This is a genomic window from Adlercreutzia sp. CNCM I-6215 (assembly GCF_977072315.1).
In genome coordinates this window covers 57,822-73,626 of sequence record NZ_CDRVMA010000003.1, presented here as the reverse complement: position 1 = coordinate 73,626, position 15,805 = coordinate 57,822, and the positions used below count along the sequence as shown (strand labels likewise).

General features: G+C 62.7%; 14 protein-coding genes. 5 read left to right on the top strand and 9 right to left on the bottom strand.

The window, feature by feature from the left end; translation table 11 throughout:
• Positions 1–42 precede the first annotated feature (42 nt).
• The 6 genes from ACW4LP_RS03250 to ACW4LP_RS03225 form a co-directional block, all read right to left on the bottom strand.
• Positions 43–861 (bottom strand): hypothetical protein, encoded by an 819-nt coding sequence (locus ACW4LP_RS03250; protein ID WP_022738328.1) that lies wholly within the window; start codon positions 859–861, stop codon positions 43–45.
• Between the two features lie 230 nt (positions 862–1,091).
• On the bottom strand, positions 1,092–1,943 hold the full coding sequence (locus tag ACW4LP_RS03245) for a hemolysin family protein (RefSeq protein WP_114548242.1): 852 nt from the start codon (positions 1,941–1,943) through the stop codon (positions 1,092–1,094).
• A gap of 28 nt (positions 1,944–1,971) precedes the next feature.
• A complete protein-coding gene (locus ACW4LP_RS03240; RefSeq protein ID WP_241521310.1) occupies positions 1,972–3,921 on the bottom strand; it encodes a PH domain-containing protein in 1,950 nt (649 codons plus the stop codon).
• Positions 3,922–4,413, bottom strand: a complete 492-nt coding sequence (locus ACW4LP_RS03235) for a PH domain-containing protein (RefSeq protein WP_022738317.1) — start codon at positions 4,411–4,413, stop codon at positions 3,922–3,924.
• A 476-nt stretch (positions 4,414–4,889) separates the two neighbouring features.
• On the bottom strand, positions 4,890–5,111 hold the full coding sequence (locus tag ACW4LP_RS03230; protein ID WP_417177776.1) for a hypothetical protein: 222 nt from the start codon (positions 5,109–5,111) through the stop codon (positions 4,890–4,892).
• Positions 5,112–5,129: 18 nt separating this feature from the next.
• Positions 5,130–5,942 carry an Rpn family recombination-promoting nuclease/putative transposase gene (locus ACW4LP_RS03225; RefSeq protein WP_114548245.1) on the bottom strand — a complete coding sequence of 271 codons (813 nt, stop codon included), beginning with the start codon at positions 5,940–5,942 and terminating at the stop codon, positions 5,130–5,132.
• A 566-nt stretch (positions 5,943–6,508) separates the two neighbouring features.
• Between ACW4LP_RS03225 and ACW4LP_RS03220 the strand changes: the two genes are divergently transcribed.
• From ACW4LP_RS03220 to ACW4LP_RS03200, 5 genes are all read left to right on the top strand, one after another.
• Entirely contained in the window at positions 6,509–7,183 is a 675-nt protein-coding gene (locus tag ACW4LP_RS03220; RefSeq protein WP_114548246.1) for a response regulator transcription factor, read from the top strand.
• On the top strand, positions 7,180–8,346 hold the full coding sequence (locus tag ACW4LP_RS03215) for a sensor histidine kinase (RefSeq protein WP_114548247.1): 1,167 nt from the start codon (positions 7,180–7,182) through the stop codon (positions 8,344–8,346). Before ACW4LP_RS03220 ends, ACW4LP_RS03215 begins: the two co-directional genes overlap by 4 nt.
• A 722-nt stretch (positions 8,347–9,068) precedes the next feature.
• The gene (locus tag ACW4LP_RS03210) at positions 9,069–9,827 is read left to right on the top strand and encodes an ABC transporter ATP-binding protein (protein WP_041714745.1); all 759 of its coding nucleotides are present in this window, start codon (positions 9,069–9,071) and stop codon (positions 9,825–9,827) included.
• Positions 9,817–12,030 (top strand): ABC transporter permease, encoded by a 2,214-nt coding sequence (locus tag ACW4LP_RS03205; RefSeq protein ID WP_455803467.1) that lies wholly within the window; start codon positions 9,817–9,819, stop codon positions 12,028–12,030. Before ACW4LP_RS03210 ends, ACW4LP_RS03205 begins: the two co-directional genes overlap by 11 nt.
• Before the next feature lie 185 nt (positions 12,031–12,215).
• Positions 12,216–12,659, top strand: a complete 444-nt coding sequence (locus ACW4LP_RS03200; RefSeq protein ID WP_455803466.1) for a GatB/YqeY domain-containing protein — start codon at positions 12,216–12,218, stop codon at positions 12,657–12,659.
• Between the two features lie 127 nt (positions 12,660–12,786).
• On the opposite strand, the gene ACW4LP_RS03195 is transcribed toward ACW4LP_RS03200, so the two are convergent.
• From ACW4LP_RS03195 to hypD, 3 genes are all read right to left on the bottom strand, one after another.
• Complete coding sequence (locus ACW4LP_RS03195) at positions 12,787–13,080, bottom strand: GIY-YIG nuclease family protein (RefSeq protein WP_161128013.1); 294 nt, start codon at positions 13,078–13,080, stop codon at positions 12,787–12,789.
• A gap of 28 nt (positions 13,081–13,108) precedes the next feature.
• On the bottom strand, positions 13,109–14,362 hold the full coding sequence (locus ACW4LP_RS03190; protein ID WP_455803465.1) for a Fic family protein: 1,254 nt from the start codon (positions 14,360–14,362) through the stop codon (positions 13,109–13,111).
• 123 nt (positions 14,363–14,485) lie between these two features.
• Entirely contained in the window at positions 14,486–15,577 is a 1,092-nt protein-coding gene (gene hypD, locus ACW4LP_RS03185; RefSeq protein ID WP_161128015.1) for a hydrogenase formation protein HypD, read from the bottom strand.
• Positions 15,578–15,805: the final 228 nt, after the last annotated feature.

Sequence of the window (15,805 nt, the reverse complement as noted above, 5' to 3'; positions counted from 1 at the left end):
CCTCCTACAAAAGAAAATGCCTTGCGGCATTTTCTCACTAATTTAGATCAATTGCATCTGATTCAGCGTATCCCGATACCAGTTGTCGTAGTTCGGGGGGCAGTAGCGCATGGCGTAGGAGTAGCTGATGGTGAAACCATAGCCCCGAGCCAGACCGGCCACGTGGGAGCGGATGGCCGTGTCCCAATCGGGCCAGTTGGTCTGATCCCAGCCCCAAGCGTTGTGGGACTTGAAGCAAACACGGCCCTTGGTGGACTCGGTGTTGGAAATGGCCGGAGACCAGCGCGGGTCGATGCCCGCTTCCCAGGCCGCCTCGGCGAAGGTCTCGCCGTAGCCAGACAGAGGGCTGCCGAACAGGTAATCGTTGATGCGCGCGGACCATTCTTCGATGAACGCCTCGCGACCGATGGAGAAATCTACATCGCCGGCCGGCAGGCTGCCGAAGGTAGCGTAGTAGCGGGAGCGCGTGGCGTCGGCCCGATCGATGGCCTCCTGCTCGGCGACGCGAGCGGCTTCCTCGGCGGCCAGACGCGCGGCCTCTTCCTCGTCGGCGATTTCCTGCACGCCGGCGCTCACATCGCGGGACGAGGCGGTCTTCAGCGCTGCTTCCTCGGCGACGTCTTCCACAGCGAGAACGTCCGCGTCGGACTTGTCTTGCACGGTGTCGGGGGAAACATCGGAAGCGCTGGGGTTCTCGGCGGACTGACGAGCGAGACCGAAGGTGGTCGCCCCCATGTCGTGAGAACCGGCGGACGCCCAACCAGCATCAAGGAAGCCCACGGCCAGCATCGGCAGCACGCAGAGCGCAACCATCGCCAGCACGACGGTTTTGCGATGACTCTGTTTGCGCCTTGTGACCACTCATTCCCTTTCTCGACAGCACGAAACTAAACCGCTCAAGCGGCGCAGCGTGCTGGATTAGGGTGTGGGATTGCTGCAGTAAAGAATGCTATGCTGTTTTATGTCGCGGATATTTTACCCTAGTTGGCTGAAACCGTGCCGAGGCGGTAGCCGACATCCACGCTTTGTTCGCTTGACAAAACGCACTTTCTGGGTTCCCGCAGGTCTCGCGGGTGCGACCCTGAGCGCTGTCAGGCAGTCGTTACCGACTCTTCACAACTTACCGATGGCAACTTCTTCACCTGCACGATGGAAATGCGCGAGCGGCGCATCTTCACCACCTTGAAGGCGTAGCCGTCGACCAGCAGCTCGTCGCCCACCCGGGGCACGGAGTCCAGCTCGTGGATGATCCAGCCCGCAAGCGTCTCGTAGTCGTCGGATTCTTCCACGGGCCAGCCGAGCTCCACCGCATCCTCCACGGGAAAGCGACCGTCGACGCGCCACTGGTTCGGCTCGACAAGCACAATGAGGTCGCGATCGTTGTCGGTCTCGTCGGCAATCTCGCCGACGATCTCCTCGATGATGTCCTCCATGGTAATGAGGCCGTCGGTGCCACCGTATTCGTCCACGACGATGGCCAGCTGCATACGTGCCTCTTGCAGCTCCGACAGCAGCTTCAGTACGTTTTTCGTCTCGGGCACGTAAAGCGGCTCGTACATGAACTCGGCCACCGGGTCTTCAATGCGGCCGTCCAACAGAGGGCCGATGAGGTCTTTGTAGGACACGAGGCCTATGACCTCGTCCACTTCCTCGTGATAGACCGGCAGACGGGAATAGCCCGTGCCGCGCATGCGGTCGAGCGCCGCGCGGGCCGGTTCGGTGTCCTCGGCCATGATCATATCGACGCGCGGCTTCATGATTTCGCGCACCGTCATGTCGGCCAAATCGAGGATGTCGTTGATCATGCGCTTCTCGTCTTCGAGAAGCTCGATATTCTCGGCCACCATGTCCTTGATCTCGTCCTCCGTAACGCTTTCGCGTTTGGGGCGCAGAAAATCGAGGAAGGCCGGCTTCGAATTTGCAGTGTCGTCTGTTTTACTCATGAGCGGTACTTTACCATATTTTCCGGGATTACTGGTTGCCGCCGGGCTTCAGCCAGTCGAGCCACGCCATGGCGTCGGCGTGAGAGGCGTCGATGAGCGTCGTCGTGGTGCCGCCGGAACCGGCCGCCGTCGTGGCGAGCAGCGTGTCGGTGCCCGCACGGCGCTGCAACGGGTTGCTCTTCGTGCAGCCGAACTGGATTTTCTGGCGCGGGAAGCTCACTGTTTCTCGAGAAAGGCCGCCGTTGCTCACCTGCATGAAGCGGTGGTTGTAGGCGAAGCTGGACTCGCGGGCCCACAGCACGGCGTTCACTACATCGACGATGAAGAGAATAGCCGCCAGAACCAGCAGAATCACCAATACCCCACCCCCAAACGTGTACAGCAGCCCTATCAAACGCTCGTCGCCCTCTTCCAGAAGAATCGCACCCGATTCAATGCCGCCGACGAGCGCCGCAAGCCCGGCCATACAAGCCACGGCAAACACGGCCAGCCAGAAGCCGCCGCCGAACCAGATGCTCTGGCGCAGCACGGCTCGGCGCAGCGCCACCTTCGCGACAGGCTTCGCCTCATGGGGAAGGTCGGAGAACTCCGGCACGAGCCCGGCGAGGATTTCCGGCACACGGTTCATCTTCACGAAGGGGTGGATGATGATCCCCTGATTGGCCAGAGTGTTCTTCTGATTGCTGCTGTCCTCGTCGGTGCCGGCGTCAATCTTGCCGAGAGACAGCTCGCAGTAGCCGAGCAGACGGCGGATGAAGCTCTGCTTCACGACCACGGACTGCACGCGGTCGATGTCGATGCCTTGGAAGGTGTGCTGCAGCAAGCCGTATTCCACCTCGATGCGGTTGTTGCGGCGGCGCGCCTTGAAGCCGCCGTACCCAATGCAGGAACCCACCGCCGAGAGCACCCACAGCACGAGCACCAGCACGATGACCCCCGCCGAAACGGCCCCGATCAGGTAGGCCGAAGCCTGGGAGCCGGCAAAAACTAGGGCGCTTTCCACGGCACCATCGGCCGCACCCCCCATCACGTCGAAGATGAAACCGACGATTTGCAGCACGCCGACAACCAGACCGGCGAAGATGAGCCCCACCGATGTGGTGTTGGAAAGACCCGCGAGGAACAGCTCCTTGTTAGTGAGACCGTACTCGTAGGTAACGCGGCCGGTATCCTGAGCAGGGCCGGCGAACACGCCGCCCACTTGGTTCCATGCCTCGGCGCCCACATCGAGCACGTTGCCCGCGGCGGCCGGGCTCGGCACGTTGCCGGCAAAGGTCGCCGCCCCCTGGGCCATAGCCGCAATGCCGGCCCCCACCGACTGCGGAATCGGGTCGCCCGCACCCGCCATGCCCGTCGCGGTCGCACTCGCTGCACCCGCCATGCCCGACGCAACGGCAGCCTGAGCGGCCAGAGCGTTCTTGCGGTTGTAGAGCTCGGCGCGCAGCCACTCGGCCTGGGCCTTGGTGACGTAGGGCACCACGACGGCCTTGTTCGCCGCGCCTCCGGCCGTGTCGATGGAAACCGTACACACGCCGAACAATCGCTGAAGGAGCGTCGCCCGCTGGTCCACGGACTGCACGCGCTGGTAGGGCACGTGCACCTGCTTCTTGTTGAAGATGCCGGAGCACAGCGTGAACTCGTCGGGGCCGACGGTGAAGTACAGGTGCTTGTAGCCAACGACGCGCAGCCCGGCGACGATGCCAAACGTAATGAGGATGACCACCAGCGTGCCGATGCCAGCCACCGCCATGATGAACCCTGCCTCGGCGCCCATGCCCTCTTCGGCAACAAGCCCAATGATGGTGGAGAAGTTCGCCACCACAACACATACGGCAATGATGAAGATCGTGCGCACGCTTTCGAGCCAGATATAGCTGTGGTGCACATGGTGGCGCGGCAGCTCAGTCGATGGGGCAGCCGCCGCAGGGGGCATCGGCGCGGGCGCGGGCACCTGCGGGGGCACGTTCGGCGCGCTCATTTATACGTCCTCTCGGGCCAGACGCGCCAGCTCGGCGGCACGATCGCGCAGCACGTCGGCCTCTTCGATGCCGAGGCCGGGAATCTCGTGCTCGCCGGCGGCAGTTGCCACGGTGACGCTGGACAGCCCGAAGGCGCGCAGGATGGGCCCTTGGCGCGTGTCGGTGTTCTGCACGCGGATGAACGGAATGACGAAGCGCTTGCGCCAGAAGATGCCGCGAGCAATATCCAGGTAATCCGGCGTAAGCTCGTAGCGCCAACGAGCATAGCGAATGGGCGGCAGCACCACCACGCACAGCACAAGCAGCGCCACGAACAAGATAGCGACAATAAGAGCCACCACCCCGGCCCACGCTTCTTCTGGCGCCACCAACGCTATGATAGCGAAGGGCAGAAAGCAGCACAGGAATGAGACAACGATCCAAATGGCATCGTTGATGCGCCAAACGCTCTTAATGCGCGGGTTCAACTGATTGGCGGGCATTTCTCGCATAGCCGAATCCTTCCCTATCCAGGCGGCTCCCCGTTCTGGTGCCTCTGGAAGTCGCCACGTGCAGGCGGCCCCGCAAAGGCCGCCACGTTTTCTCGACCATACTACCCCACTTTTCGCCTTCGCAACGAAACCTCAGGGATTCTTAAGGAAGAAAAGCGCATGCGCCAACGCGCCGGTGCGCCTCGATGGAGAGCGGCAGAGAGCCGAGAGGCCGGCTTCCCTCCGAAGCAGCCGGCCCCTGACATGCTGCGAGCCCGGGGAGGGGGGATCCCGGGCTCGCAAATGAGTGTCCTTGGCGCCCGAGGGGGAGAGGCGCATGCGGACGAGAGAAGAGGAGAGAGGAGGAGACTTCGCATCTCCCGCTCTGTCGAAATCTATTATAACGATGCTTTATTCTATGTCAAGAATAATCTTTGAGAAAAATAATGTCCCCCTGGGAGGCCATTATCGAGAAGGTGCCAGAAGGGTGCCGAACGCTACTTGCGGCAGCTGCGGCCCTTGCCATGACGATGACGGCGACCATGCTTGCGCTCACCGCGGACGCCCATGTCCTTGCACTGGTGGATGATCTTCTCCGTGAGAACGTTCAACGACTCGACCTCCTCGGGCGTCAGGGTCGACAGGATGCGATCGGCTACCTCGGACTGCGCGGCGCAGCGCTTCTCGGCCAGCGCATCGCCTTCAGGCGTAATGCGCACGGCATAGGCGCGTTGGCCTCATATTCCGAGCTCGGCGTAGAGCTCCTCGCGACGCACCTTGTCCTCCACCGCAGCGGCCACGTCTTCGGAACGGCCGTCGGCCAGCAGAGCGCCCACGAGCACGGCGAGACGGGCCTCGCCTTCCTCCCGACCTTCCTCCCGACCTTCCTCCCGACCTTCCTCCCGCGCCTTTCGGCAGCGCATCTCGGTCTCCTGCTCGTAGGTAAGCACGCGGTCCACCCACTCCCTGTCCTCGTTGAACACGCCGACCAGGGCGTCGATCTCCGACGACAAGGGCCCTTCGGCCTCCCCGGTCCGGAGGTATCGTAGCACATCCCGCAGCCCGGGGTCGGCGGAGGCCTCCCACGCCGAGGCGTTCAGCACTACCCACGGGGAGGCGTCGCCCACAGCAAGGTCGGGATGGGCCCCACACCTGCGCTCGATCACGTACGCGGGCTCGCCCTTGCCGTAGGCGTCGTGGCGGCAGAAGAACAGCACGTAGCTCTCGGGCAGCGCGCCGAAGTCCTCGCCCGACCCCAACTCCCCCACGTCCATGGCGGCCTGGTAGTAGCGCATGCGGCGCCCCAGGTCTCGCTCCCTGGCGACCTGCATCTCGATGTCGTAGACCCGCCCGTCGCCCCGGGCGAACACGTCCAGGCGCACGCCTCGTCCGGCGGCGAGCGGCTCGAAGCACTGCTCGGCGTTCAGGTAGGCGATCTCCCCCGCCTCTATCCCCAGCGCGGCGCGCAGCACCTTGCGGCACACCTCCTCCTCGCATAGCACGCGGTTGAACATCCAGCGATCCTGGAACTTGAGCTTCCGCTCTCCCATGGCGAACCTCCCGTCTCGATTCGGTCGATGACGGCATTCTGCCAGAGCACGACCGCGGAAATGACGCGGGAATGTCCCGATCCGTTCCCTGCGCCGACCGCAACGAAGTCGCAATGCTGCGAAAAAGCGTCGTCGTCGGCGAACCAGCCCTGAATTGCACGAGATCGCCAGTTATAAGCGCCTGAGCACACATTTTCACCCCTTCTTTATACATTACTCGTTAATTTCATCCACATTTTTCTTCTGCAGACGCTTATAACTCAAGATCTCAGGCAAATTCTGCCCATTCGCTTACTATCGAGCAGTCGAGCACGCCTTCCGAGGAAGCTGGTAACCAACTTACGGTTGCGTAAGGTTGGAAGTTGCTGGGGGCGGGAACGGCGCGCAGGCTTACAATGGGCTGCGATGCTTGCCGTCGCGCTTGAGCGCACGAACCTCGCGCCCACGCTACCGCGCCCGAGCCTTGCGCGCGAGCCCCACGTCCGAACCTCGCGCCTGGGCCTTATGCCCGAGCGCCACGCCCTGCGCGAACGGCACCTGCGAACACCGCCGAAAGAGAGGCAGCCATGGCCCAGCGCATTTATCTCATCGAAGACGATACCGCCCTGCGCACGGAGCTGGCCCACGTGCTGGAGCTCTCCGGCTACGCCGTGGCGGCTTACGAGGGCACCTGGGGCGACACCGCGGCACGCGCCCTCGCTGCCGAGCCCGACTGCATCGTGCTCGATCTGAAGCTGCCCGGCGCCGACGGGCATTCCATCTGCCGCGACATCCGGGGCAAAAGCTCGGTGCCCATCCTCATGCTCACCTCTTCGGAAAGCGAGTTCGACGAGGTCATGGCCATGAACCTGGGGGCCGACGATTACGTGACCAAGCCCTATCGGCCCGCCGTGCTGCTCGCGCATCTGCAGGCGTTGCTACGGCGCAGCGCGAGCCCTGCTGCCGGTATGACGATCCTCCACAAAGGCGTGACGTTGAACATGGGCGCCGGCACCGTGGAATTCCAAGGACGCACCGCCGAACTCACGCGCAACGAGCTGCGCATCCTACAGACGCTCATGCGTAACCCCGGCGTGGTGGTGCCCCGCAGCGAGATCATGTGTGCCCTGTGGGAATCCGACGCCTTCATCGACGACAACACGCTAACCGTGAATGTGAACCGCTTGCGCAAAACCCTCGGTTCCCTAGGCGTTCCGGAGGACTTCCTCGCTACCCGCCGCGGTGTGGGGTACACGGTATGAGCGGGCACAACACAGTGGCACGCGAGGACTGCGAGAGCTCTTGCGCGTCGCATGCTGCGGAAGGGGGCCGCGACGCGAGCGCTGCAGGAGAACGCGTCAACGCGCACACCGCCAATGCGCCCATCGCCGCCTTCACGCCCGCTTCCTATGTGCGCGACAACGTCATCGGTCTCGCGGCTTTTTTGCTCGCCCTCGCCAGCACCGTGCTCATTCTGCCTGCGCTCGGCGTGAACTCGTCGGGGGTTCTGCTCGTCGCCGACATTCTTACGCTCATCGCGCTGGGCGCCGGCTTTCTGGACTACCGCCGCAAAGCCGCCTTCTATCACGAATTGCACCACCTTACCGAGCAGCTGCGCCAAGCCTGCGTGCATCCCTCCCTCATCGCCGAGCCGCCTTTTCTGGAAGGTGAGATCGCTTACGATGTGGCCCGTCGCCTCTCCCAGCTTTCCGCCGAGGAGACAGCGGCCCTGCGTGATGACGCGGCCGCCTATCGCCGCTATGTAGAGCTTTGGATCCACGAGATAAAGACGCCCATCGCCGCCATCAAGCTCATGCTGGCCAACCATCCCGGGCCGGAATCCGCCAAGGTGGCCCGCGAGCTGGAGCGCATCGAGGCCCAGGTGGACCAGGCGCTCTACTATGCCCGCTCCACTTCCGTCGAGCGCGACTACGCCATCCGCGAGATCAACTTGGCCTCGGCGGCGCGCGAGGCCTGCAAGCGCCACAGCCGCTTCCTCATCGAGAAGGGATGCGTCCCCACATTCGACATTCCCGACACCATGACGGTGCTGGCCGATGAGCCCTGGCTCGTGTTCATCTTAGGGCAAGTAGTCACCAACGCAGCGAAATACGGCGCGGGCGCCCTCATCTTCACCGCCCGCGAAGAGGAGGCGGGCACCTCTCGCGGCCGCACGGTGCTTGAAGTGCGCGACAACGGCTGCGGCATCCCCGCCGCCGACGTGCCCCGCGTCTTCGAGCGCGGATTCACCGGCCAGGTCGGCCGCGCCCATGGTTCGGCCACGGGCATGGGCCTTTACTTGGTAGCGAGCTTGTGCGCTTCCATGGGACTGCACGTAGGCCTCGCCAGCGAAGAGGGCACGGGCACCCGCGTCATCCTCACATTCCCCCACGACCGCACCCGCAAGGAACTCTTCGGCGCATAGAACCTAACACATTCGTAAGTCAACCGTAAGCCCGATCGATGGAGCCAAAACCGTACCTTCCTTAGGATGAATTCAGGCTCGCGAACGCAAAAGACGGAGACAACCTCCGGCCATGCAGGGTGCTAACCTCCAGCATGCAGGAGACGGATACGCGGCGTTCCGACCGAGCGAGTTCCGCAGATGGTATCGAAGGCAGAACATGAAAGGGAACAGGCAATCCCAACGCCTTCGATACCAGCGAGGACTGTCTGAGCGAATCGGAATGCCGCGTAGCCGTCTCCGGAGGGATGGGACGATCCATCGAGCCGCCTCCGGACAGACGGAACGCGAGCCGCACATCCGAGAGAAAGGACTGTCGTGAACACTGCAGGGAAAATCATCCTGACGCTTGCTATCATCGGGGCCGTGGGAGCCTTCATCTCCCACCAGCTGCCCAAAACCGAGAGGAGCTACTAATGGCCGAAGTGTACACCGAACCCACCCCCTCGGCCTTCGGCCCGCGTCCGACCGATCCTGGCACGCCTGTGCCCCTCGATGGCGACGGCACGACGACCCTCGACGGCATCGCCGCCGCTTTCTCCCGCGAGAACTACGTGGCTGGCGCCGCCTCCGCAGCCAGCGCCGCCAGCGGAAGAGGAGCCCACACCGCCCATGGCGCCCACCGTGCGGCCGACCCCTTCCGCGCCCCCCAAGCCGCTCGCCCCGTCAACGCAGGCTCCCCCATCCTCTCGGTGCGCTCCATCGAAAAAGTCTTCGGCAGCCGCGACTCGGTCACCCACGCGCTGGCCGGTGTCAGCTTCGACGTGGCCGCCGGCGAGTTCGTCGGCATCATGGGTCCCTCGGGCTCCGGCAAAACAACGCTTCTGAACTGCGTCTCTACCATCGATACGGTCACGAGCGGGCACATCATCGTAGGCGGCCGCGATATCACCGGCATGTCGAAGCGCCAGTTGGCGAAGTTCCGTCGCGACGACCTCGGCTTCATCTTCCAAGACTCGAATCTGCTGGACACGCTCACCGGCTTCGAGAACATCTCGCTGGCCCTCACCATCAAGGGCGAGCCGGCCCGCGCCATTCCCGGCAAGGTGAACGCCATGGCCGCGCGCCTCGGTGTGGATGGCGTGCTGCAGAAGTATCCCTACCAGATGTCCGGCGGCCAGAAGCAGCGCGTGGCCGCGGCCCGCGCCATGGTCACCGACCCGAAGCTCATCTTAGCCGACGAGCCCACCGGCGCCCTCGATTCCCGCGCCGCCACGGTGATGCTGGAGATCATGGAGATGATGAACGAGCAGATGGGCGCCACTATTATGATGGTCACCCACGACGCCTTCGCCGCCAGCTACACGAACCGCGTGCTGTTCATCAAGGACGGCGCCGTGTTCAACGAGCTGCGCCGGGGCGACGAGAGCCGCGACGCGTTCTTCTCGCGCATCATGGAGGTCGTGTCGTTCCTCGGCGGGGAGGCCGGCCATGTATCTTAAGCTCGCCCTGCGCAATATCCGCCGGTCGGTGCGCGATTACGCCGTCTACTTCATCACGCTCTTGTTCGGCGTGGCGGTGTTCTACGCCTTCAACTCCATCGGCAGCCAGCAGATTCTCTTCGACATGGAAACCTCGGCCTCACGAAGTGTGTTCGACTCCACCACCTACATACTGGGCATGTTCTCCGTGGTGGTGGCCTGCGTGCTGGGCTTCCTCATTCTGTACGCCAACCAGTTCCTCATCCGCCGTCGCAAGCGGGAGTTCGGCACCTATCTGGTGCTGGGCATGACGCCGGGCCATGTGTCGCGCATCGTGCTGTACGAGACCGTGCTCGTGGGGATGCTTTCCCTGGCCGTGGGCCTCATCTGCGGCGTGCTGCTTTCCCAGGGACTGTCGTTTTTCACCGCCGCGCTGTTCGGCACGACGATGACCAACTACCAGTTCGTGTTCTCCCCCGACGCCTTCCTCGTCACGCTCGCCTGCTTCGCCGCCATTTACGTGGTGGTGGCCGCTTTCAACACCATCACCGTGAGCCGCTGCAAGCTCATCGACCTCATCCGCGCCGGCGAGAAGAACGAGCGCGCCGGCGTGCGCAACCCGTGGGTCTGCCTCGTGGGGTTCGTCGCAGCCATCGCCATCCTCGCTTACGCCTACGAGCAACTCATCGAAAACGGCCTGGTGATGCTGGATCAGCCGGAATTTCTGCGAGCCACCATCGGCATGCTCGTAGGATCGCTTCTGTTCTTCTTGTCGCTCGCTGGCTTCGCCATCGCCGTGCTCACGCGGATGCGCGGCGTGTACCTGCGCAAGCTGAACCTGTTCACCATACGCCAGATCGCCAGCAAGGTGAACACGGCGTTTCTGTCGCTGTGGGCCGTGTGTGTGCTGCTGTTCTTCTCCATCACGGTGTTCTCCTCGGGCATGGGGCTTGTGGAGGTGTTCGTCGGCGGCGCGGAACGGGCGAACCCCTATTCCGCCAGCCTGGACGCGGCCGTATGGTACGGGCCCGGCGGGTCGGAGGCCTCGTCGTCGGGCGATCCGCTCGAGCGCCGCGCCGGGATGGAGGCCGAGGCTCCCGATCGCCTGGCCCAGGCCGAGTCCTACAACTGGGACATGGCCGCCGCTCTGGAAGAGGCCTCGCCGGAATTGTGGGCCGAGACCGTGGGCGCGTGGGCCCAGGTGAGCACCTACGCGGCGCCGGACATGACCTACGACCCGCTCGTTGCGGCCGCCGAGGCCACTGGCGCCGATCCAGAGGCGCTGCGCCTGGACGATCTGGGCTCCGTGCGCACGACGCACCTGACCGTTGTGTCGCTGTCCGACTTCAACGGCGCCCGCGCGCTGCAGGGCCAAGAGCCCGTGACCCTCGAGGCGGGCACCTGCGCTTTGGCGAACAATATGGAAATCGTGGAGCCCTTGGCCCGTGCCGTGCTGGACGCCGCCCCCACCGTGACCATCGCCGGCAAAGAGTACGCACTGGCCGGCCCTCTGTATGACACGCAGCTGGAGGACAACGCCATGGCGGCCACGGCCATGATTATCGTCGTCCCCGACGAGGCGGTGGAGGCCCTGAAGGCGGCCGGCTGCATTCCCGACCTGCAGTACCTGAACGTGATGTACGCCGACAACGGCAAGACTGCCGGCGAGAACGACGCGGCCTTGGCCGACATCGTGGCCGCCCTGCAGCCCCGCGACATGGGCGGGTTCGAGAAGGGCACGAGCGGCGCCGACGACCCCTACGCGAGCCTTTTGTGGCCGGTCACGCGCATTCTCACGGCCAACGAAATGCTCACCCAATCGGCTGGCCTGCGCCTCATGATCACCTACCTGGCGCTCTACATCGGCTTCATCTTCCTCGTGTCCACCGCCGCCATCCTGGCCATCCAGCAGCTTTCCCAAACCTCCGACTCGGCACCGCGCTACCGCACCCTGTGGAAGCTCGGCTGCGACCGGGCCATGATCAACCGCTCGCTGCTGTTCCAGGTGCTCGTGTACTTCCTCGTGCCGCTGGGGTTGGCGGTGTGCCACTCGGCCTGCGCTATCGGCGTCTTGTCCGATTCCATGCTGGACGCTATCGGCGTGTCCTCGGCCGGCCCTATCACCATGGCTGCAGCGCTCACGCTCGTCATCTACGGCGGCTACATGCTGGTGACCTACCTCGCCGCCCGCGGCATCGTGAAGAGCTCGCTCCAGCAAGGGTAGCCCCCGTCTCCTTCCGCTCTATCCCTCACTTCTTTGTCCCGTAGGGGCTGACCAAGGTCCGCCCTCCGCAACCAAGATGGTCTTACTCACTCGAGAGGGGCGACCAAGGTCGCCCCCTACGGGGGGGCAGCGAAGCGGCAAGCCGCGCTATAATGGGAGCGATCATTTTCCGAGAAAGGACGCTCATGGAATACCAGCAGCTGCAGGACGAGATCAAGGCGGCCATGAAGGCGCGCGACAACCATCGTCGCGACATTCTGCGCCAGGTACATACCGAGCTGAAGGCCATCGAGGTGAACGAGCGCCGCGAGGTGAACGAGGCCGACGTGGACGCCATGCTCAAGCGCACCATCAAGCAGACGAAGGAGACGCTCGACGGCTCCATCAAGGCTGGGAACAACCAGGAGCGTACCGATACCCTCACCGAGCAGGTGGCCATCCTGGAAGAGTACCTGCCCCGCCAGGTGGAAGGCAACGAGCTGGCGGCCCTCATTGAAGTGGTGCTCGCCGACACCGGCGCCTCCACGAAGAAGGACATGGGCCGCGTCATGGGCGAGCTCACCCGCCGCACTGGCGGCAACTTCGACAAAGCCGGCGCCGCCCAGGTTCTCGGCAGCAAGCTGAGCTAAGCCGTATACCCATCCAACGCAAAGAAGGCCTCCCGCATGGGAGGCCTTCCTGTTTAGACCATCTTTCGGCGCTATTCCCGTTTTCTCGGAAAAAATGCCAATTAAGGACAGAAATGGAACCCCCGGTTCACGCAAGCAGCTCGCGCAGGGCCTCCTCGAAGCTTGAATGCGAGGCGGCAGCGAGCAAAGCGTCCTTTTCGTTGCGGGAAAGTTGCTTGAAGGCGTATTCCGCGTGCATGGCATCGTGTTTGGTAGCGAACTCGGCATAGGCGAGCAGGCTCACGGGCAACCGCGCACGGGTGTACTTCGCGCCCTTGCCGGCGTTGTGCACTGCCAGCCGCGCCTGCACATCCACGGCATAGCCCGTGTACAGTGACCCATCGGCGCATTCCAACACATACATGTAGTGTTTCCCAGTCATACGCCGCCCCTTCTCCAGCCCCGCCCTATCACGACGCTTCTTCCGAGACACTCGCTTCTTCCATTCCAAGGAGGCAGCGAGCATGGTCAGTGAGGGCAAACTCGGCAGGGCGCGCCCGCGCCTTCCAAACCAAGTCCTTCGCCTCGAGCGAGGACAGGTGCTTGCGCGTCATCTGTTTTCCCAGCCTAATGTTCGCGGCCAGTTCCTCCGTGATCGCCGTTCCGTACATACCGAAAAGCTCGAATTGGGCAAGTACGAACATAATGGATCCCTCTTTGTCGCTCAGATCTTGCTCCTCCATGAAGGCATCCATTCGAGCGCTGATCGACCCAAACGCCTCCTTGCTCTTTGAAAGCCTTTCAAGGATATTGACCTGGGCAATGCGGACCAGCGTCAACATGTCGTAAATGAAAAAGGTCATCTCGGCTCTATTGAGCGCATTCTCGACGCTGGAAAACGCCCGATAATAAATGCTGCGGTTTTCGGCAATTGCTCGCGACAACGACAGAACCGTGGGAACAGACAGCGCTTCCGACAGGAATAACGCCAGTAAATAGCGGCCCGTCCTCCCGTTCCCGTCATAGAACGGGTGGGCGTATTCGAAGAGATAGTGCGAGGCCAAGGCGCTTATCATCTCCGGCATGTCATCACGTTGCACCGTTTGCAGCATCGTCTCGACGACCTCGATGATCTTGTCTTCGGGCTCCACTCCCTTATGAACGACTTTCACTCCACCAGCAGTAATGTCAACTCCTTCGGCGCGGAAGATCTTTCCATCGGGAAGCTTGGAATCCGGCAGCTCCCCGTCCATGATCTTGTCGTAAATCGTCCTTATCTCTTGAGGAGTCTTCGGCATCTCATGTTCTGACTTGCCAAGCTCAAGATACAGCTGAGCCAACTCCTTGAAACGGCGAAATCCTCCCTCTTGCACTGCGCGCGAATCCAGAGCTTCCTTCACTTGGGCTCGCGTGCTGTGAACTTCTTCGATAGCGTTTGAATTCACAACTTCGTCAAACACAAGACCACGCACGAGCGCCATTTGCGCAATGGGGGGAATCGATCGCATGAGCGACGATACTTTTCGTTCCGTGCGTAGAATCTGCTCGTAAAGGACAAAGAGTTCGCGGGGCATGGCGATAAACAGAACTCCATCGGGCGTCTCAAGGCCTAAATCAAATGAAGACGGCATCGTGCGACGATAGCGGGCCTGCTCATCAAGCTCAGTGAAACGGTCGGTCGAAGCACTCTTATAAAAGGCCCTCGAGAGCTCCTGATAATCCATGCTATCCCCTTATATATTTTCGTTTCCGAAATTGCCACGCTAATTATACTATTTTAGGAAAAATACAATTAGTACAATGCCAATAGATGCTTTGAAACCACTTTCGAAGGGAAAATAGCATTTCTAGTAATAGCGGTAGTACGCGGCGCAGCTGCCCTCGCTGGAAACCATGCAGGGGCCAACCGGGTTCTCCGGCGTGCAGATCTTGCGAAACAGTGGGCACTCGCTCGGCGCCATAATGCCGCGGAGCACGTCTCCGCAGCGGCAGCCCTTATGCTCGCGCACCTCTTCCACGTCTGGTTGGAAGCGGCGCATGGCGTCGAAGTCGGCGAACTCCTCGCGGATGCGGTAGCCGCTGCCGGGAATCTCGCCCAAGCCGCGCCAGGTGGCGGAGCAGGTTTCGAAGACCTCGTCGATGGCGGCGAGCGCCACGGGGTTGCCCTCGGGCATGACGCCGCGGGCGTAGGCGATCTCGATCTCGGCGCGCCCCTCGTGCAGCTGGCGCATGATCATGGCGATGCCCTGAAGCACGTCTACCGGCTCGAACCCGGTAATGACGCCGGGGATGCCGTACTTCTCGGCCAGGAAGCGGTAGGGCTCGGCGCCGATGATGGTGGACACATGCCCCGGCAGAATGAGCGCATCCAGCTTCAGCGCCGGATCATTGATGATGACTTCCAGCGCCCCGGGCATGTTCTTGTGGGCGCCGTACACGGTGAAGTTTGTGAGCCCCATGGCGCGCGCCCGCTTGATGGCCATAGCCACCAGCGGCGTGGTGGTTTCGAAGCCCACACCGACGAAGACGATCTGCCGCGTGGGGTTCTCCTGCGCCAGGCGCAGGGCATCCAGCGGCGAGTAAACGATTTCCACCGCGCGTCCCGCCGCCTGCTCGGCCAGCAGGCTGGACGTGGAGCCGGGCACGCGGGTCATGTCGCCGAAGGTTGCGATGGTCACTTCCGGCACGCGGGCCAGCGCGATTACCTTGTCGATGTCGTGGTTGCTCGTCACGCACACCGGACATCCAGGGCCCGACGCCAGACGAACCCCCTCGGGCATAAGACCGCGAATGCCGTTGCGCGCAATGGCCACGGTGTGGGTGCCGCACACTTCCATCAGCGTAGCAGACTCCGGGGCCAGCGCTTGAATGGACTCAATGAGCCCCCGCGCCAACGCCGGATCCTTGAATGCCTTCAGTTCTTGCTGCATGGCGTCCATTCTTGCAACCACTCCTTCAAGGGTGTAGAATACGGACAAGCGGAATGCCCGTGGCACCGGGCACGACTGCTTCACATTACTCCTATTAATGTGATGAAGAGCCGTTCTTCCTATGCGAGGGGCGGCTTTTTCATTGCCGCCCGCTGCGACTACTGCCGCAAACGCGCGGTCAACTCAATCACCGCTACGATCACCAAACAAAACGTGAGGAGTTCCATCCAGCTTACG